This is a genomic window from Streptomyces rishiriensis (assembly GCF_030815485.1).
Taxonomy (GTDB): Bacteria; Actinomycetota; Actinomycetes; order Streptomycetales; family Streptomycetaceae; genus Streptomyces; species Streptomyces rishiriensis_A.
This window is the reverse complement of sequence record NZ_JAUSWV010000002.1, coordinates 2,977,351-2,996,673: the sequence shown is the minus strand read 5'-3', so window position 1 is coordinate 2,996,673 and position 19,323 is coordinate 2,977,351. Positions and strand designations below refer to the sequence as shown.

General features: G+C 71.9%; 12 protein-coding genes. 10 read left to right on the top strand and 2 right to left on the bottom strand.

Annotated elements, in window-relative coordinates; genetic code table 11:
• Nucleotides 1-4 precede the first annotated feature (4 nt).
• The 10 genes from QF030_RS15775 to galE all read left to right on the top strand — a co-directional run bounded on the left by QF030_RS15775 (nucleotide 5) and on the right by galE (nucleotide 15,729).
• A complete protein-coding gene (locus tag QF030_RS15775) occupies nucleotides 5-1,954 on the top strand; it encodes a TIGR03960 family B12-binding radical SAM protein (protein WP_307163311.1) in 1,950 nt (649 codons plus the stop codon).
• Nucleotides 1,955-1,966: 12 nt separating this feature from the next.
• Nucleotides 1,967-2,605 (top strand): hypothetical protein, encoded by a 639-nt coding sequence (locus QF030_RS15770; RefSeq protein WP_307163310.1) that lies wholly within the window; start codon nucleotides 1,967-1,969, stop codon nucleotides 2,603-2,605.
• Between the two features lie 50 nt (nucleotides 2,606-2,655).
• Entirely contained in the window at nucleotides 2,656-3,786 is a 1,131-nt protein-coding gene (locus QF030_RS15765; RefSeq protein ID WP_307163309.1) for a hypothetical protein, read from the top strand.
• A 48-nt stretch (nucleotides 3,787-3,834) separates the two neighbouring features.
• Nucleotides 3,835-4,599 (top strand): TIGR03936 family radical SAM-associated protein, encoded by a 765-nt coding sequence (locus QF030_RS15760; RefSeq protein ID WP_307163308.1) that lies wholly within the window; start codon nucleotides 3,835-3,837, stop codon nucleotides 4,597-4,599.
• A gap of 276 nt (nucleotides 4,600-4,875) precedes the next feature.
• Nucleotides 4,876-9,006 carry an Rne/Rng family ribonuclease gene (locus QF030_RS15755; RefSeq protein WP_307163307.1) on the top strand — a complete coding sequence of 1,377 codons (4,131 nt, stop codon included), beginning with the start codon at nucleotides 4,876-4,878 and terminating at the stop codon, nucleotides 9,004-9,006.
• 431 nt (nucleotides 9,007-9,437) lie between these two features.
• Nucleotides 9,438-10,553 carry a DegT/DnrJ/EryC1/StrS family aminotransferase gene (locus QF030_RS15750; RefSeq protein ID WP_307163306.1) on the top strand — a complete coding sequence of 372 codons (1,116 nt, stop codon included), beginning with the start codon at nucleotides 9,438-9,440 and terminating at the stop codon, nucleotides 10,551-10,553.
• Entirely contained in the window at nucleotides 10,550-11,575 is a 1,026-nt protein-coding gene (locus QF030_RS15745) for a Gfo/Idh/MocA family protein (RefSeq protein ID WP_307163305.1), read from the top strand. Before QF030_RS15750 ends, QF030_RS15745 begins: the two co-directional genes overlap by 4 nt.
• 110 nt (nucleotides 11,576-11,685) lie before the next feature.
• Nucleotides 11,686-13,395: a glycosyltransferase family 2 protein gene (locus QF030_RS15740; protein WP_307163304.1), complete on the top strand. Its 1,710-nt coding sequence runs from the start codon at nucleotides 11,686-11,688 to the stop codon at nucleotides 13,393-13,395.
• A 9-nt stretch (nucleotides 13,396-13,404) separates the two neighbouring features.
• Nucleotides 13,405-14,688, top strand: a complete 1,284-nt coding sequence (locus tag QF030_RS15735) for a nucleotide sugar dehydrogenase (protein ID WP_307163303.1) — start codon at nucleotides 13,405-13,407, stop codon at nucleotides 14,686-14,688.
• A gap of 72 nt (nucleotides 14,689-14,760) precedes the next feature.
• Complete coding sequence (galE, locus tag QF030_RS15730; protein WP_307163302.1) at nucleotides 14,761-15,729, top strand: UDP-glucose 4-epimerase GalE; 969 nt, start codon at nucleotides 14,761-14,763, stop codon at nucleotides 15,727-15,729.
• 77 nt (nucleotides 15,730-15,806) lie between these two features.
• Here galE and QF030_RS15725 read toward each other — a convergent pair whose 3' ends face one another.
• Both QF030_RS15725 and QF030_RS15720 read right to left on the bottom strand, forming a co-directional pair.
• Nucleotides 15,807-17,951 carry a glycosyltransferase family 1 protein gene (locus QF030_RS15725; protein WP_307163300.1) on the bottom strand — a complete coding sequence of 715 codons (2,145 nt, stop codon included), beginning with the start codon at nucleotides 17,949-17,951 and terminating at the stop codon, nucleotides 15,807-15,809.
• Entirely contained in the window at nucleotides 17,948-19,192 is a 1,245-nt protein-coding gene (locus QF030_RS15720; protein ID WP_307167583.1) for a glycosyltransferase, read from the bottom strand. The genes QF030_RS15725 and QF030_RS15720 overlap by 4 nt, the downstream gene beginning before the upstream one ends.
• Between the last annotated feature and the right edge of the window lie 131 nt (nucleotides 19,193-19,323).

Below are 19,323 nucleotides of genomic sequence, written 5' to 3'. Positions count from 1 at the left end.
CGCGATGTCTGTCGAATCGGTCTTCCCGCAGCTCGAAGCCTTGCTCCCGCATGTGCAGAAGCCGATCCAGTACGTGGGCGGCGAGCTCAACTCCACCGTGAAGCCCTGGGAGTCGTGCGACGTCCGCTGGGCGCTCATGTACCCGGACGCGTACGAGGTCGGGCTGCCCAACCAGGGCGTCATGATCCTCTACGAGGTGCTGAACGAGCAGGAGGGGGTCCTGGCCGAGCGCACGTACAGCGTGTGGCCGGACCTGGAGGCGCTGATGCGGGAGCACGCGGTCCCGCAGTTCACGGTGGACGCCCACCGTCCGGTGAAGGCCTTCGACGTGTTCGGGCTGTCCTTCTCCACGGAGCTGGGCTACACGAACATGCTCACGGCGCTGGACCTCGCGGGCATCCCGCTGGAGTCCAGGGACCGCGGTCTCGACGACCCGATCGTGCTGGCGGGCGGCCACGCGGCCTTCAACCCCGAGCCGATCGCCGACTTCATCGACGCGGCGGTCATCGGCGACGGCGAACAGGCCGTACTGGACATGACGAAGATCATCCGCGAGTGGAAGGCGGAGGGCCGGCCGGGCGGCCGCGAGGAGGTCCTGTTCCGTCTCGCGAAGACCGGCGCGGTCTACATCCCACGCTTCTACGACGTGGAGTACCTGCCGGACGGCCGGATCGCCCGCGTGGTGCCGAACAAGTCGGGCGTTCCCTGGCGCGTGTCGAAGCACACGGTCATGGACCTCGACGAGTGGCCCTACCCCAAGCAGCCGCTGGTCCCGCTCGCCGAGACGGTGCACGAGCGCATGTCGGTGGAGATCTTCCGCGGCTGCACCCGAGGCTGCCGTTTCTGCCAGGCCGGCATGATCACGCGGCCGGTGCGGGAGCGGTCGATCACCGGTATCGGCGACATGGTCGAGAAGGGCCTGAAGGCGACCGGCTTCGAGGAGGTCGGCCTGCTCTCGCTGTCGAGCGCTGACCACAGCGAGATCGCCGAGGTCGCGAAGGGCCTCGCGGACCGCTACGAGGAGGACAAGATCGGTCTGTCCCTCCCCTCCACCCGCGTCGACGCCTTCAACGTGGACCTGGCGAACGAGCTGACCCGCAACGGCCGCCGGTCCGGCCTGACCTTCGCCCCCGAGGGCGGCTCGGAGCGCATGCGCAAGGTCATCAACAAGATGGTCTCCGAAGAGGACCTGATCCGGACGGTCTCCACCGCGTACGGCAACGGCTGGCGCCAGGTGAAGCTGTACTTCATGTGCGGTCTGCCGACGGAGACGGACGAGGACGTCCTCCAGATCGCCGACATGGCGATGAAGGTGATCGCCGAGGGCCGCAAGGTCTCCGGCCAGAACGACATCCGCTGCACGGTGTCGATCGGCGGGTTCGTGCCCAAGCCGCACACCCCGTTCCAGTGGGCGCCGCAGCTCTCCGCCGAGGAGACCGACGCGCGTCTCACGAAGCTCCGCGACAAGATCCGCGGCGACAAGAAGTACGGCCGCTCGATCGGCTTCCGCTACCACGACGGCAAGCCCGGCATCGTCGAGGGCCTGCTCTCGCGCGGCGACCGCCGCATCGGCGCCGTCATCCGGGCCGTCTACGAGGACGGCGGCCGGTTCGACGGCTGGCGTGAGCACTTCTCCTACGACCGCTGGATGGCCTGCGCGGACAAGACGCTGCCCGCCTTCGGCGTGGACGTGGACTGGTACACGACGCGGGAGAAGTCCTACGAGGAGGTCCTGCCCTGGGACCACCTCGACTCGGGCCTCGACAAGGACTGGCTCTGGGAGGACTGGCAGGACGCCCTCGACGAGACGGAGGTCGAGGACTGCCGCTGGACGCCCTGCTTCGACTGCGGGGTGTGCCCGGCGATGGACACCCACATCCAGATCGGCCCGACCGGCAAGAAGCTGCTGCCGTTGACGGTGAACCAGCCGGCCGGGAGCGCGCACACGCACTGAGCCCGTCACCGATTGACGGCCGCCGGGGCCCGGGCCGGGAGGCCGCGCTCGGTCTTCCACCTCGCCGACAACGCACGCGACCCGGGTCACGTTCGACGCGAGGCGACCGCCCTGTACGAGCGCCGGGCCGGGCCGGGCGGCCGGGTGAGGAGGACGCCTCCTCGCTCCCGGAGGCGGCCGGGACCCGCGGGCGGAGACGACGGACGACCGGCCCGCAGTCATGGACGCGTTCGCGCGCCCGGGTGTCCCGCCCGGCCCGTCTCGACACCGTCCGACGAGCCGGCCTCGCGACTGCGCCCCCAGAGCCGCTACCGCACCGCGTACACCCTGCTCGGCGCCGTCGTCGGCAGGGTTCTACCCGGCGACCCGGCCTTCACCGCCTGGGCGCACCGGTGGGGCCTGCTCCTCGGGTTCCCCTTCCGCGCCTACCGGGTCGGCGACCACCAGGCCGCCGTCCGGGCCTGCGGCACGCTCCTCGCGACGCCGGACCTGCCCGATGCCGTCGGCCGCCGGGCGGAGGCCGACCGGGAGGTCTGCGCACCCCACGTCGAGGCCGTCCCCGGCGGCCGGTTCGTGACGCCGTCCGAAGGCGTCGTGGGCGCGAGAGCCGGCGCGGCTCCGCAGAAGCAGTCCTGGGCGGTCCTTGCCTGACGCACCCTCAGCAGCGCATCCAGCGGGGCGGTTGTAGCGTCTACGTCGTTATGGACCTGGAAAAACCGCCCGCGGGACCGCCCGCGCAGCCGCCCGTGCGGGAGCCCGGGGGATGCCTCGTCGTGGCGATCCGGCTGCCCGTGCGGATCGTCGTGCTGGTGCTGGTCGTTCCCGTGCGGATGGTGTGGGACGCGCTCGTCGTCCTCGGACGGCTTCTGCGGGACACCGTGCTCCGGCCGCTGGGGCGGGCCCTGCTGTGGCTCGGGAAGGCGTTGTTCGTCTGGCCGTCGATCGGGCTGTGGCGGTACGTCGTCGTCCCTGTGGGCAGGGCGCTCGGGTGGCTCGGCCGGGTGCTGCTCGTGGTGCCGGTGGTGTGGTTCTACCGCTCCTTGCTGACCCCGGTCGGGCACGGCATCGCGTGGCTGGCGCGCGGGATCGGGGCCGGGCTGACGTGGGTGTACGCGCGCGTGCTGACTCCGGCCGGGCATGCGGGCCGGTGGCTGCTGAAGGGGATCGGGGCTGTTCTCGCCGCCGTCGGCGTCGGCGTCTGCACCGGCGTGGCGTGGCTGGTGCGCCACCTCGTCGTCGTTCCGGCCCGCTGGGTCCACCGATGGATCCTCGCCCCGGTCGGGCGGGCGATCGCCTGGTGCGCGCGAGGGGCGGGGCGGCTCCTGGCGCTGCTCGTCACCGGCGTCGGCCTGGTCCTGTACTGGACCGCCCGGATCCTGGTCGTGCTGCCCGCGCTCGTCCTGTGGCGCTGGGTGCTCGCCCCCGTCGGCCGTTTCCTGGCGGTCGTCGCGCGTGAGGTGGGGGACGCCCTCGGGCACGCCTGGCGGATCGCCGGACGCATCTCGCGGGCCGTCGGACTTTTCCTCGGGACCCTCTTCCGGTGGATCTTCGTGGAACCCGTGCGCTGGGCGTACCGGACGGTCCTCACCCCGGTCGGGCATGTGGTCCGGGACGCCGTGCTGCGTCCCGCGGCCGGTGCGGCGCGCAGCGTGGGCCGGGCCACCCGTCAGGTCCTGGCCGCCGCCCGTGAGACGGCCCGGCAGGCCCGCGCGGACGTGCGCCGGATGCTTTTCGGGGAGTCGCGGGAACCGGAGGCGGTCGGCCGGCGGGAACCATCGGCGGCCGAGACACGTACTCTTGGTAGGAGTACGACCGCTCTCACGAAGGACTGAACGACACTGGGCAAGCGACAGCCCGAAGGCCCGCCGCCCGCACCCGCGGTGCAGCGCATCCGCCTGCGTTACACCAAGCGCGGCCGCCTCCGGTTCACCAGCCACCGTGACTTCCAGCGCGCCTTCGAGCGTGCGTTGCGCCGTGCCGAGGTGCCGATGGCGTACTCGGCGGGGTTCACGCCGCATCCGAAGGTGTCGTACGCCAATGCCGCCCCCACCGGCACGGGCAGTGAGGCGGAGTATCTGGAGATCGCGCTCACCGCGGCGCGCGACCCGGAGAAGCTGAGAATCCTCCTCGACGAGTCGCTGCCCACCGGGCTCGATGTCGTCGACGCGGTCGAGGCCCGCACCTCGGGGCTCGCCGACCGGCTGACGGCCTCCGTATGGGAGCTGCGGCTGGACGGAGTGGACCCGGCGGACGCCGACCGCGCGGTGGAGGCCTTCAACAAGGCCGACGTCGTAGAGGTCCAGCGCATGGCCAAGAACGGCGTCCGTACCTTCGACGCCCGTGCCGCCGTCGTCCGACTCGAGACGCACGGTGAACCTGCTGATAGGCCGACGGACCAGCCCTGTGCGATACTGCGCCTGGTTGTTCGGCACGTGACGCCTGCCGTACGACCCGACGACGTCCTGTCCGGTCTTCGCGCCGTGGCCGACCTGGCGCCGCCGGTCCCCGCAGCGGTGACCAGGCTGGCGCAGGGGCTGTTCGATGAAGAGACCGGCACGGTGACCGACCCGCTCGCGCCCGACCGCGAGGCAGCTCAGGCCCCCACAACGGCCGATCCCGCTGCCACCGCGAAGGCGCCCGCGTAGGGAAGGTTCCGCGAAGGAACGTACGTCGTAGCGCCGCCCTCGTACTCGGGAGCCACCTGGGTCGGGCGGCGAACCGACCAGAAGACTTTCGCCAGGCCGTACGCATTCGGTGTACGGAACCGGCGAGACAGGACACAGAGAGCCCCCGTGCGGCGCCCGCGCCCCGGACGGCGGCACCGCGCATCGCGCGAGCCGCGGACGTCAACGGTGATCGATCCCTCGTGATCGACGCCGGACCAGCGCGGCGCCCGGGGGCCTGACGGGAGAAACGCCCGCATGCTCGAGCCAACCGAATCCGCAGAGTCCACCACGGACCCCGAAGCGAACAGCCCCAGCGACACCCTGCCGCCGCGTCGTCGGCGCCGTGCCGCTTCCCGACCGGCGGGTCCGCCGGTCGCCGCCGCCGACACCTCGGCCGAGATCACCACGCCGGCCATACCGGCCGTGGAGTCCGCCGAGCAGTTGGCGGAGGAGGCCCTCGAAGACGAGGCCGCCGAGGTCGCCGAGGCCGTTCCGGCCGACGGCACGGCCGAAGAGGCCGCCGCGCCGCGTACCCGGCGCCGGGCCACCCGCCGTGCCTCAGCGCCCGCCGGGGCTCCGGCCGCCGCCGAGGCCGCCGAGACCGTTCTGCCCGTGGCCGCCGCCGAGGTGAGCGCGCCCGCCGTGGCGGAAACCTCCGCAGAGGAGGCCGCCGCCGAGGACGCCGCTCCCCGCCGTGGCCGTCGCCGGGCCACGCGCCGCGTGGCCACGCCCTCCGAGTCTGCGGCCGAGGTCGTCGAGTCCGCCGCCGCGGAGCAGCCCGCCGCGGAGTCCGAGCCCGTCGCCCAGGCGTCCGACGAGGCGCCCGCCGAGGCCGCGCCCCGCACCCGGCGCCGGGCCACCCGTCGGGCGGTCGCGCCCGCCGCCGCGCCGGAGGCCGAGACGCCCGCCGTCGCCGCCGAAGCCGAGGCTCCGGCCGTCGCCGACGAGGCGCCCGCCGAGCCCGCCCCCCGCACCCGCCGCCGCGCCACGCGTCGTGTGACCGCGCCAGCCGAGGCCGCCGAGCCGGCCGTCACCGCTGCCGCCGCCCCCGTCGAAGAGGCGAAGGCTCCCGAGGCGCCTGCCGCCCCGGCCGAGGCCACGCCCGCCGCCGAGACCGCTCAGGCCGCGCCATCCGCTCAGACCGACGAGGACGCCGGTTCCCGTCGTGGACGTCGTCGTGTCGTCCGTCGGGCCGCCGGAGGTTTCTCCGCGCCCTCGCAGGAGAGCGCGGAGGCCGACGCGCCGCGTCGTCCGGCGCGGCCCGCGGTCGCCGTGTTCCAGGCGCCCGTGTTCGCCGAGCCGCAGTTCCAGACGCTGCAGCGGGCCGCGGCCGAGGCTGCCGCCGCCGGGACCGAGGAGCCGGAGGCCGAGGAGCCGGAGGAGACCGAGGTCGTCCAGGAGGCTCCGGAGGAGCCGACCGGGTCGCGTCGTCGCCGTCGTCGCCGGGCCGCCGGTTCCGGCGAGGAGGCCGAGACCGGCCGGACCGCCGCTGTGGCCGCGCCTGCCGCGCCCGCCGCCGCCGACGAGCCGGAGACCGAGCCCGAAGAGGCCGACGAGGCAGAGGCCGAGGACGTCGTCGACGGCGACGACGAGACCGAGGAGACCGGGTCGCGTCGCCGTCGCCGTCGTGGTGGCCGTCGCCGCCGTCGTGGCGATGCCGCCGACGGCGAGGGGGACTCCGGTGACGCCGAGTCCGACGAGTTCGCCGCCGAACAGGCCGCGCAGGACGCCGAGGACACCGCCGAGCAGGAGGACGAGGACGCGGAGGACGCCGAGGACGAGGCCGGTGGGTCCACCGCCGGCAGCCGTCGCCGCCGTCGCCGTCGTCGCCGTGCCGGTGACTCCTCCCAGGAAGCCGAGCCGGGCGACGGGGACCCGGAGCGCACGGTCGTCAAGGTCCGTGAGCCGCGCAAGCCCTCCGAGCCGTCCGACGAGGTGCAGTCCATCAAGGGCTCGACCCGTCTCGAGGCCAAGAAGCAGCGTCGCCGGGAAGGCCGTGAGCAGGGCCGCCGACGCGTGCCGATCATCACCGAGGCCGAGTTCCTGGCCCGGCGCGAGGCCGTCGAGCGGGTGATGGTCGTCCGTCAGAGCGGCGAGCGCACCCAGATCGGCGTCCTGGAAGACAACGTGCTCGTCGAGCACTACGTCAACAAGGAGCAGGCCACCTCGTACGTCGGCAACGTGTACCTGGGCAAGGTCCAGAACGTGCTGCCGTCGATGGAGGCCGCCTTCATCGACATCGGCAAGGGGCGCAACGCCGTCCTGTACGCCGGCGAGGTCAACTTCGAGGCGCTCGGCATGGCCAACGGGCCGCGTCGCATCGAGGCCGCCCTCAAGTCGGGTCAGTCCGTCCTCGTCCAGGTGACGAAGGACCCGATCGGGCACAAGGGCGCCCGGCTGACCAGCCAGGTCTCGCTCCCCGGCCGCTACCTCGTGTACGTGCCCGAGGGCTCGATGACCGGCATCAGCCGCAAGCTGCCCGACACCGAGCGGGCCCGGCTCAAGACGATCCTCAAGAAGATCGTTCCCGAGGACGCCGGCGTCATCGTGCGCACCGCCGCCGAGGGCGCGAGCGAGGACGAGCTGCGCCGCGATGTCGAGCGACTGCAGGGGCAGTGGGAGGACATCCAGAAGAAGGCGAAGAACGGCGGCAACGCGCCGACGCTGCTGTACGGCGAGCCGGACATGACCGTCCGGGTCGTGCGCGACATCTTCAACGAGGACTTCTCCAAGGTCATCGTCAGCGGTGACGAGGCCTGGTCGACCATCCACGGGTACGTCTCGCACGTCGCGCCCGACCTGACCGACCGCCTGTCCAGGTGGACCTCCGAGGTCGACGTCTTCGCCACGTACCGGATCGACGAGCAGCTCGCCAAGGCGCTGGACCGCAAGGTCTGGCTGCCCAGCGGCGGTTCGCTGGTGATCGACCGGACCGAGGCGATGGTCGTCGTCGACGTCAACACCGGCAAGTTCACCGGTCAGGGCGGCAACCTCGAGGAGACGGTCACCAGGAACAACCTGGAGGCGGCCGAGGAGATCGTGCGCCAGCTGCGGCTGCGCGACCTCGGCGGCATCATCGTGATCGACTTCATCGACATGGTGCTGGAGTCCAACCGGGACCTGGTGCTGCGGCGCCTGCTGGAGTGCCTGGGCCGCGACCGTACGAAGCACCAGGTCGCCGAGGTGACCTCGCTGGGTCTCGTGCAGATGACTCGTAAGCGGGTCGGCCAGGGGCTGCTGGAGTCGTTCTCCGAGACCTGTGTGCACTGCAACGGGCGCGGGGTCATCGTCCACATGGAGCAGCCGACCGCGGTCGGTGGCGGCGGCAAGCGCAAGAAGCGCGGCCGCGGTGGCGACGGACAGGGTCACGACCACGAGCACGACCACGAGACGGTGACGGCCGACGTCGTCGAGCCGCTCGTGGGCGCCGGGCAGGAGACGGAGAGCGAGGCCGAGGTCGCCGCCGAGGTGGCCGAGCCGATCGCGCTCGAGCCCCCCGAGTTCGCGCCGGACGAGGAGCTGTACAGCAGCATCGCCGAGGCGGAGGCCGCTGCCACGCGTGGCCGGGGCCGTCGCCGGGCGAGCCGTCGGGCATCCGCTCCGGCGGGTGCGCCCAGGGGCGGTGCGTCGCGCAGGTCGGGCGGTTCCGACGAGCCGGTCACGATGGAGTCCCTCGAGGAGTTCGCCGAGGCGCCCACCGCGCAGGACGTCACCGCCGAGGCGGAGGCCGAGCGTCCGGTGCAGCCGGCCGAGGCGGTCACCGCGCAGACCGAGCCGGTCGCCGCCGAGGACCCGGTCGTCGAGGCCGCGGCCGCCGCGGCTCCGGCTGTCGACGAGGCCGCGCCCCAGGGCCGTACCCGTCGTCGCGCCACCCGCAAGGTGTCCGCGCCGGCCGGTTCGCCCGCCGGGGCGGAGGCCGCCGTACTGACGGTCGCCGAGCCGTCGGTCGCACCGGCCCCTGCCGTCGAGGCCGCTCCCGTGGAGCAGCCCGAGGCGGAGCAGGTCGCCGAGCCCGTCGTTGAGAGCGCGGCTCCGGCCCGCCCGCGGCGCCGAGCCGTGCGCAAGGCCACCGCGCCGACCGCGTCCGAGGAGTCGGCCGTCGTGGTCGTGCCGTCGGTCGCGGTGGAGAGCGCCGCCGAGGTGACCGAGGCGCCCGCCGCGGAGGCGGAGGCCGCTCCGGTGAAGAAGGCCGCCGCGCGCAAGACGGCGAAGAAGGCCACGGCGAAGAAGGCCGCCACCAAGAAGACGGCGGCGACGAAGAAGACGGCCGCGAAGAAGACCGTCGCCAAGAAGACGACGGCGAAGAAGGCCGCGAAGGCGGTGTCGAAGACGACGGCGGCGTCTCAGCAGGGCCAGCCGAGCGTCTCGGCCTCGACGGAGGAGTGACGTCCGCTTCCCTCCGGCGCTGATGCGACGCGGGCACCCGGTATCCTCCGGATGGCCGCGTCGCATTGCGTTCGGCAGCGGGTTACTCTGAGTCCCGCTGGTGATGGAGCGCACGCTCTCCGTGAGTTTCACTGTGGTAACCCTGGGGAAAATCGCTGTCCGCGTGCTGGTAACGTGCACTGTGGTCCCGGTGGCCAAAGGCATGCACACCGTGACCCCGGCCGATGAGCGGATCCGGTCTTCCCACCGGACACGGCTGACTTCCCGCAAGGCGCCCTCGGGGGGCGGGGTCCTGTGTACAACCCGTCCGGTCCGCTCAGCGGCGCCGGCGGACAACCAGGGATGCGGCCGTGCTCAGCATCGACACGGTCTCTTCCCGACCATGCAAGACGTGGTGCGGCTTAGAGGTCGCCGTAGAGGAGGGGATGTCGATGACCGACGCCCATGAGTTCGTACCGGCCGCCAAGCCCGTGATCGGCGAGGAGGAGATCGAGGCCGCGGTGCGTGTACTGCGCAGCGGCATGGTCGTCCAGGGTCCCGAAGTGGCCGCCTTCGAGGAGGAGTTCTCGGAGCTCGTCGACGGGCGTCACTGCGTCGCGGTCAACTCCGGAACCTCCGCGCTGCACCTGTCGCTCCTCGCCCTCGGCCTCGGCCCGGGCGACGAGGTCATCGTGCCGTCGTTCTCCTTCGCCGCCTCCGCCAACGCGGTGCGGCTGGTCGGCGCCGACGTGGTCTTCGCCGACATCGACCCGGAGACGTACTGCCTGGACCCGGCCGCGGTCGAGGCCGCCCTGTCGCCGCGCACCGCCGCGATCATGCCGGTCCACCTGTACGGCCACCCGGCCGCCATGGACAAGATCATGGCGATCGCCGAGCAGCACGGGCTCGCCGTGATCGAGGACGCCTGCCAGGCCCACGCGGCCGCGCTGCACGGCACCCCGGTCGGCGCCTTCGGTGCCGCGGGCACCTTCAGCTTCTACCCGACGAAGAACATGCACAGCCTCGAGGGCGGCATGATCTCCACCGGTGACGCGGAGACCGCCCGCACCCTGCGGCTGCTGCGCAACCAGGGCATGGAGAAGCGCTACGCCAACGAGATCGTCGGCGCCAACGTGCGGATGACGGACGTGTCCGCCGCGATCGGCCGTGTCCAGCGCGGCAAGCTGACCGGCTGGACCGAGCAGCGCATCGCCAACGCCGCGTACCTCACCGAGCACATCACCGCGTCCAACGTGGTCACGCCGAAGGTCGCCGAGGGCGCCCGGCACATCTACCACCAGTACACGGTGCGCGTCCTCGGGGACCGCGACGCCGCCATGGCCAAGCTGACCGAGGCCGGCATCGGCAACGCCGTGTACTACCCGACTCCCATCCACCGGCTGAAGCCGTACTGGGAGCCGGACCAGAAGGCGGGTCGTGACTGGGACCTGCCCGAGACGGACCGCGCGGCCGCCCAGGTCGTGTCGCTGCCCGTGCACCCCGCTCTGTCCGCCCAGGACCTCGAGCGCATCGTCACCGCCGTCAATGCTCTGGGGGAGCAGCTGTGAGTACCGGGAAGTCGCTGCGAGCGGGTCTCGTCGGCCTCGGTTCCATGGGGCGTCACCACGCCCGCGTCCTGTCGGGTCTGGAGGGCGTCGACCTCGTCGGTGTCGTCGACCCGATGGGCGACAAGTTCGGCGCCGCCCAGGGCGTGCCGATCCTGAACTCCGTCGAGGAGCTCATCGCCCTCGGTGTGGACTACGCCGTCGTGGCCTGCCCCACGGCCCTGCACGAGCCGGTCGGCCTGTCGCTCGCCGAGGCCGGCGTGTGCGCGCTCGTCGAGAAGCCGGTCGCCGACACCGTCGAGGGCGCCCGTCGTCTCGTCGAGGCCTTCGAGTCGCGCTCCCTGGTGGCCGGCGTCGGTCACATCGAGCGCTGCAACCCGGCGCTGATGTCGCTGCGCGCCCGGCTGGAGGCCGGCGAGCTCGGTGACGTCTACCAGGTCGTCACCCGCCGCCAGGGCCCCTTCCCGCACCGCATCGCGGACGTCGGCGTCGTCAAGGACCTCGCCACGCACGACATCGACCTCACCGGCTGGGTGACGGGACGTCAGTACGTGTCCATCGCCGCGCACACCGTCTCCAAGAGCGGCCGTGAGCACGAGGACATGGTCTCCGCGGTGGGGCGTCTCGACGACGGCACCATGGTCAACCACCTGGTGAACTGGCTGAGCCCGCTCAAGGAGCGGTTCACCTCGGTCACCGGTGAGCGCGGCTGCTTCATCGCCGACACCCTCACCGCCGACCTGACGTTCCACTCCAACGCCGCCGTGACCACCGAGTGGGAGGCCCTGCGGGCGTTCCGCGGGGTGTCCGAGGGCGACATGATCCGGTACGCCATCCCGAAGCGCGAGCCGCTGCAGGTCGAGCACGAGCTGTTCCGGGACGCGGTGCTCGGCAAGCCCGCCGACATCTGCACCCTGCGCCAGGGAATGCGCACCGTCGAGGTGGCGGCGGCGGTACTGGAATCGGCGAACACCGACCGCAGCGTGTCCCTTCAGCCGGAGGACCTGGCCGCACATGGCAGCTGAGCATCACACATCGGGGGAACGGTGCGTGCTCGGCAGGACTCCTAAGTTCTGTGAGACTTTCCCCGCAGGACCCAGCCGGCCGTCGGCTGTCGGAGACCAGGAGCCGGAGCATGTCTGCTGCGCCTGACGTCAGCGTCGTCGTTGCCGTCTACAACACGATGCCGTACCTGACGGAGTGCCTGAACTCCCTCGTCGGGCAGAGCATCGGCCGTGAGCGGCTGGAGATCGTCGCCGTCGACGACGGCTCCACCGACGACAGCGGTCCCGAGCTGGACCGCTTCGCGGCGCTGTACCCGGACACCGTCAAGGTGCTGCACCAGCCGAACTCCGGGGGCCCGGCCGCGCCCAGCAACCGGGCGCTGGACATCGCCACCGGCCGTTACGTGTACTTCATCGGCTCCGACGACTACCTCGGCGAGGAAGCGCTGGAGCGGATGGTGGCCTGTGCCGACCAGCACGGCTCCGACGTCGTGGTCGGCAAGATGGTCGGCACCAACGGCCGGTACGTGCACCAGGCGCTGTACAAGCAGAACGACCCGGACGTCAGCCTGTACGAGTCCGCGCTGCCCTTCACGCTGGCCAACACCAAGCTGTTCCGCCGGGACCTCGTCGAGAAGCACAAGCTGCGCTTCCCCGAGCACCTGCCGGTGGGCAGCGACCAGCCGTTCACCATCGAGGCGTGCGTCCGCGCGAAGAAGATCTCGGTGGTGGCCGACTACACCTGCTACTACGCGGTCAAGCGCGGCGACGCCAGCAACATCACCTACCGCGCCGACCACCTGGCGCGGCTGCGGGCCGCCGCCGAGATCATGGACTTCACGGCCGGACTCGTCGAGGCGGGCCCCGGGCGGGACGCGCTGCTGCGCCGGCACTTCACCTGGGAGCTCGCCAAGCTCGTCCAGGACGACTTCCCCGGTCTGGACCGCGAGCTCCAGCGGCAGCTCTGCGCGGGCATCGCGCGGCTCGCCGACGTCTACTTCACCGACGGCATCCGTGACGCGATGGACGTCAAGCGCCGGGTGCGCATAGCACTGGCCCGGGCGGGCGCGGTCGACGAGCTCGCCGAGGCGATCAGCTCGGAGAAGCAGCACGGGGCGCCGCCGTTCGTCCTCGAGGGCGATCGCGCCTATGCCCGGTACCCGGGCTTCCGCGACCCGCGCATCGGCCTGGCCGACCGGGTCTACGAGCTGGTCGGGGAGTCGGTGCCCGGCCGTCTCGCCCAGGGCACCGAGCTGCTGGCCTCCGCCTGGGACCAGCAGGGCGAGGCGCTCACGTACACGCTGTCCGTGCGGGTGCCGGTGCTCGGCGACGTCGACGGCGCGGTGCTGCGGCTCGCCGACAAGGCCATGCCCAAGTCGGCGGACAAGCCCGGTGCGCGTCGGCTGAAGGCGGACCACGTCCTGCCGGCTCCGGCGGGGGAGGTCACGCTCGAGCCTTCCGAGGACGGCGCGGCCACCGTGCTGCACGCCCGGGTCCCGCTGGCGTACGTCACCGCGAAGCGGGGCGTGCGGGTATACCTGGACGTGGCCGGTTCGACGTACGAGATTCCCGTGCGCGGCAAGGACCTGCCGATGCCGCTGGCCCGCCAGTGGGGCCGGGAGGGGGACCCCTACCGGGCGTCGGCCGTGGTGAACGACAAGGGGCGTGTCGTCATCGACACGGCCCAGATGTACCCGCCGAAGATCAAGGTGCTCCGTCAGGGGCTGAAGAGACTCGGGCGGAAACTGAAGTCCGGGGCCGGCCGTCTGAAGCGGGCCGTCGGCGCCAAGAAGTCCAAGCCGGCCGGCTCCAAGAAGCCGACCGGTTCCAAAAGGAAGTAGCGACCCTCCATGAACATCTGTGTAGTAGCACTCGGCAAGATCGGCCTGCCGCTGGCCGTGCAGTTCGCCTCCAAGGGCCACCGGGTCATCGGCGCGGACGTCAACGAGAAGGTCGTCGAGCTGGTCAACGCCGGCGTCGAGCCGTTCCCCGGCGAGCACGACCTGGACGTCAAGCTCAAGCAGGCCGTCGACGCCGGGCTGCTGAGCGCGACCACGGACACCGCGTCCGCCGTCGCCGAGTCCGAGGCCGTGGTCGTGGTCGTCCCGCTGTTCGTGGACGCCGAGGGCACCCCGGACTTCGGCTGGATGGACTCCGCGACGAAGGCGATCGCCCAGGGCCTCAAGCCCGGCACGCTGGTCTCGTACGAGACGACCCTTCCGGTCGGCACCACCCGCACCCGCTGGGCGCCGATGCTGGCCGAGGGCTCGGGTCTGACCGCGGGCGAGGACTTCCACCTGGTGTTCTCCCCGGAGCGCGTCCTCACCGGCCGGGTCTTCTCCGACCTGCGCCGCTACCCCAAGCTGGTCGGCGGCATCGACGAGGCGTCGAGCGCCCGTGGTGTGGAGTTCTACGAGCAGGTCCTGGACTTCGACGAGCGCGCCGACCTGCCCCGGCCGAACGGCGTGTGGGACCTGGGCACCGCCGAGGCCTCCGAGCTGGCCAAGCTCGCCGAGACGACCTACCGGGACGTCAACATCGGCCTGGCGAACCAGTTCGCGCGCTTCGCCGACAGCAACGGCATCGACGTCAAGAAGGTCATCGAGGCCTGCAACTCGCAGCCGTACAGCCACATCCACCAGCCGGGCATCGCCGTCGGCGGTCACTGCATCCCGATCTACCCGCGGATGTACCTGTGGAACGACCCGGCGGCGACCGTCGTGCGCTCCGCCCGTGAGGCGAACGCGGCGATGCCCGAGTACGCCGTCGACCTGCTGGCCGCCGCCTACGGCGACCTGACCGGCGTGGGCGTGCTGGTGCTGGGCGCCGCGTACCGCGGTGGCGTGAAGGAGACCGCCTTCTCCGGCGTCTTCCCGACCGTCGAGGCCCTCAAGGCGCGCGGCGCGGTGCCGTTCGTCTCGGACCCGATGTACACCGACGAGGAGCTCGCCGCCCACGGTCTCACCCCGCACGCGGGCGAGAAGGTCACCGCGGCGATCCTCCAGGCCGACCACGCCGAGTACCGCACGCTGACCCCGGCCGACCTGCCGGACGTCACCGTCCTGGTCGACGGTCGCCGTACGACGGACCCGGAGGCCTGGAAGGGCGTCCGCCGCGTCGTCATCGGCGGCTGACGCCCGTACGCGAACAACCTCATGGCCCCGTCCCGCGTCTGGGACGGGGCCCTGGTGCAGGAAGGTTTTCTCATGTCCTGGCTGATCACGGGCGGCGCCGGTTTCATCGGCTCGCATGTCGTGAAGGCGATGACCGACGCCGGTGAGCGGGTCGTCGTCCTCGACGATCTGAGCACGGGCCGGCCCGAGCGGCTCCCGGACGGTGTGGTGCTGGAGGTCGGCACGGTGCTCGACGGCGACACCGTCGGACGGGTGCTGCGCGAGCACGGCATCACCGGCATCGTGCACATCGCGGGCAAGAAGCAGGTGGGCGAGTCCGTGGACCGGCCGCTCTACTACTACCGCGAGAACGTCGAGGGCATGCGGGTCCTGCTGGACGCGGCCGTCGCCGCGGGCGTCGGCCGGTTCCTGTTCTCCTCGTCCGCCGCCGTGTACGGCATGCCCGACGTCGACCTCGTCACCGAGAAGACGCCGTGCGTTCCGATCAACCCCTACGGCGAGACCAAGCTCGCCGGCGAGTGGCTGGTCGGGGCCGTCGGCGCCCGGCACGGGATGGCGACCGCCTCGCTGCGCTACTTCAACGTGGCGGGCGCGGCCTCGCCCGAGCTGGGCGACGACGGTGTCTACAACCTCGTCCCGATGGTCTTCGAGCGCATCGAGGCGGGCGAGGCGCCGCGGATCTTCGGTGACGACTATCCGACGCCCGACGGGACCTGCGTGCGCGACTACATCCACGTCGAGGACATCGCCGCCGCGCATGTCGCGGCCGCCCGCCGGCTGGCCGCCGATCCCGAAGCCCGGCTGGTGCTCAACATCGGCCGTGGCGAGGGTGTCTCCGTCGCCGAGATGATCGGCGTCATCCAGGACGTCACCGGGCGTGCGGAGATCGGGCCCGACGTGTCCGGCCGCCGTCCGGGCGACCCGGCCCGGGTCGTGGCCTCCGCCGACCTCATCCACCAGGAGCTCGGCTGGGCCGCGCAGCGCGGCGTGCGGGAGATGGTGGAGTCGGCGTGGGCGGGGTGGCGGCTGCGGCACCCGTGAGCCCGTGAGTGGCACATGAGTGAGGGCCCCCGGGATGATCCCGGGGGCCCTCACTCATGTCCGCGTCGGCTCTCGCGTCAGCTCTCGTCGAGGATCAGCTTCTCGAAGTGCTTGCGCACCACGGGCCAGTCCCACACGGTCAGCGCGTGCTCGGTGGCGAGCTTGCCCGCCGCGCGCCAGGACTCCTCGGTGGCCGTGACCTTCAGGATCCGCTCGGCCGCCTCGGCGGGGGAGGACACGACCCAGCCCTCGGGGTAGAGGGTGCGGGCGCTGTTGGGCTTGCCCGCGTAGAACGGCCAGTCGCGGGCGACGGGAACGGCGCCGCTGGCCGCGCCCTCCATCAGACCGACGTGGCAGCCCTCGCGCACGGAGGAGCTGATGATCGTGCCGATCTCGACGAGCTTCGACGGGACGTCGTCCGTGGGACCGAGCCGGACCACCGCGCCGGACTCCTCCAGCGGGGCCAGCAGCTCCTCGAACTCGGCCAGGTAGTCCTTGGTGGCCTGGCTGGTCTTCGGGTCCATGTCGCCGCCGACCAGGAGCAGCCGGTAGCGCTCGTCGTGCCTGCGGACCCGCTCCAGGACGTCCAGGGCCCACTTCGGGTCCTTGGCGACCTGGCTGATGCCGACCAGACCGAGGTTGAAGCGGGCCCCGGCCGGCTTCGCGCGGTTGAAGCCCGACAGGTCCATGGCGTTGTCGATGAGGTGGAACCGCGGGGCCTGCTCGCCGCGCAGCATCGGCACGAGCGAGGCGGTCAGGTCCTTCACGTGCGGGGCGACGAAGACCATGTCGTCGATCCGGGAGAAGTCCGTCATGTGCGGCCAGCGCGTGAACGCCTCGTAGCTGTGCAGGCGCACGATGATCCGGGTGTCGCCCGGGTCGATCGTGGTGAGCATGCCGGCCGGACCGGCCGCCCACTCCAGGAACACCGTGTCGGCCCAGTCGAGGTGCGGGCGCATCAGGCGCTCCACCTCTTCCTGGTAGTCGCTCGTGTCGCCCGCGAGCCGGTCCTTGAGCATGCGCGGGGCGGCCCAGGAGATCCGCTTCAGGTGCTTGTTCGCGGCCAGGTCGAGGAAGCGCAGCTCGACGCCGGGGTGCCCGGCGAAGTGTTCCTTGATCAGGTGCAGGAAGTTGTCGTTGGCGCTCGTCGTCACCAGCAGCCGCAGCGGGCGGTCGGTGGGGGCGGGCGCGGCGGGCACCTTGCGGCCGCGGGGGCGGCTCAGTGCCTGGAACGCCTTGGAGCGGTGCAGCGGGGCGACGAAGCCCTCCGCGTCCTTCGCCAGCGGCGACGACAACTGGTCGATGTGCAGCACCCGGTGGAAGTGCAGGAACAGGGCGCGGTTAAGTGCCTCGGCCGCGTCGTCGGTCCTGCCCCCGGCGAAGAGCGCGTCGGCGTTCGCGAGCTGCGCCGCGACCGCCTTGCCCAGGAAGCGGGGGCTGATGCCCTTCTTCAGCTCCTGCATGACGCCCTCGTTGTAGAGGTCCGCCCGCAGCTGGAGGTCCGGGATCTTCGACGCGGCGTCCGCGAGGGTGAGCGCGGCACCGCTGGTACGGCCCGCCCACTGCATGCCCTCGGCGACGTACCGCGAGGTCGCGGCGCGCACCTTTATGGGCATTCCGGGCGCGGTCACGGCCGAGCGCCACAGGCGGGCGCCGACACCGGAACGCATCACGGGCCGCGGGGTCACGGTGCGCACCAGCTGCGCGGGCAGCCGGTCGACCGAGCGCTTCACATCACGGGCGACGGCGCTCAGCGGCGGCAGCACGGTGGAGTGGCGGGCGGTGGCCCCGCCCTGCGCCTTCAGTTCCTCGACGGCCTTCAGCGCGGGCGCGAGACCGAACCTGGCCGCGGCGGTGCGGTTGTACTCGGCGAGCCGCCACACCGTGTACACGGCGGCCACGTCCAGGGCGACGAGCACGTCGGCCTTGCGGCCATGGGAACGCAGCCACGAGTCGCTCCGCACCTGCGTCCAGTTGCGCAGGCCGCGCGGGGCCTTGCCGAGGCGGCGGCGCACGGCCTGGCTGCGGTGCTTGAGGGTGCGCGGCAACTGGTGCGCACCGGCCAGTTCGACCTGGGCGAGTTCCTCCGGGACGCCCTCGGCCTCCAGGTGGAACATGCCCGCGAGGTGCACGCGCGCGCCCTGGGCGTTGAACTTGCGCACCGTGTCGGCGAGCACGCCGAAATTGGGCCGGACGGACGCCACGAGCAGGACTTCGGTCACTTGGCGAGCTCCTCGACAAGGTTCTTGACGGCGACGGACATCAGCGCCTCACGAGTGAACTGGTCGGCGTGGGCCATCGCGTCGGCGTGCTCCTCGTCGGTGGTCTCCACCGCCATGTGGGCGGCCTTGATGAAGGACTCGGTAAGGCCCGCCTCGTCGAGGCCGGGGGCGCCGGTCCACAGCGGGTGGCCCCTCAGCACGTTCGAGGCGTCGTGCTCGACGGCGTGCGCCGACACGATCGGCAGGCCGGTCGCCATGTACTCGTACACCTTGCCGGAGGTGACGAACCGGCCGCCGATGAGGATCAGCACCATGGCGTCCCAGCCGGCGTAGATCGAGGAGACCTCGGCCTTGGCGGCGGGACCGCCGAAGACGACGTTGTCGGCCTCGGCCTCCTTGAAGACCTCGGCGTGCCGGTTCGCACCGCGGGTGGCCCCGTTGCCGAGATGGCCGCGCAGCTCGAAGCGCGCGTTCGCCAGCAGCGGCTCCTTGGCGCGGGCGGCGCGCCAGGCGTTCAGCACCGTCTCCAGGTGCGGGACGGTGAAGTTGACCGTACCGAGGTAGCCGAAGACGAGACCAGCCTCGGCGTCGGGGTTGTGCGCCCGGCCCGGCGAGCTGTCCGCGTCGTAGCCGTTGCGGACGACGTGCACGCGGTCGGCGAAGTCGGGGTAGCGGCGTCGGTAGTGCTCGGCGATGGGGTCGTTGACGACCCACAGCGACACCGCGTGGTCCAGGATCTTCTGCTCCCAGCGGCCCTCGGCGGAGTCGCGGGCGAAGGCCTCGACGCCGTCGATGACGTCGATGGACCAGCCGTCGCGGAAGTCCACCGCGTACGGCACCTTCGCGTCCTCCCACAGCTTCCAGGCCGCGGCGAGGTTCACGTACGGGACGCAGCTGGCCAGCAGCAGGTCCGCCGGGTGTTCCCGGTGGATGCGCAGTACGGCCTGCTCGAGGTCGTCGCGCCACTCACCGAAGTTCGGCTCGGGGAACTTCTCGGTCTGGCGCTTGCGGAGCTTGGCGACCCAGCCGTTGGGGTCGAGGGCACGCGCCTCGTCGAAGAGGCGGATGTCCGTCTCGAGATCCTCGCGCGCCAGCGGCAGCTCGACGATCTTCACCCGGGGGTCGACCTGGTCCAGCAGGGAGAGGTCGATGCCCGAGTCGAGTTCCCAGGACTCCCGGGCGATGTTCACGACCGTGACGTCCCAGCCGACCTTCACGAACTGGTTGGCGGTCTCGCGCATCCGGTACGTGGAGCTCTTGGCGGCCGGGGGGAACCCGATGGCGAGATAGATGACGTGCGGTCGCTTGCCTTCCGCAGGCGGCCCGGACGGGGGAGACGATGACATAGCGGTTGACGCTAGCACGCTGACAT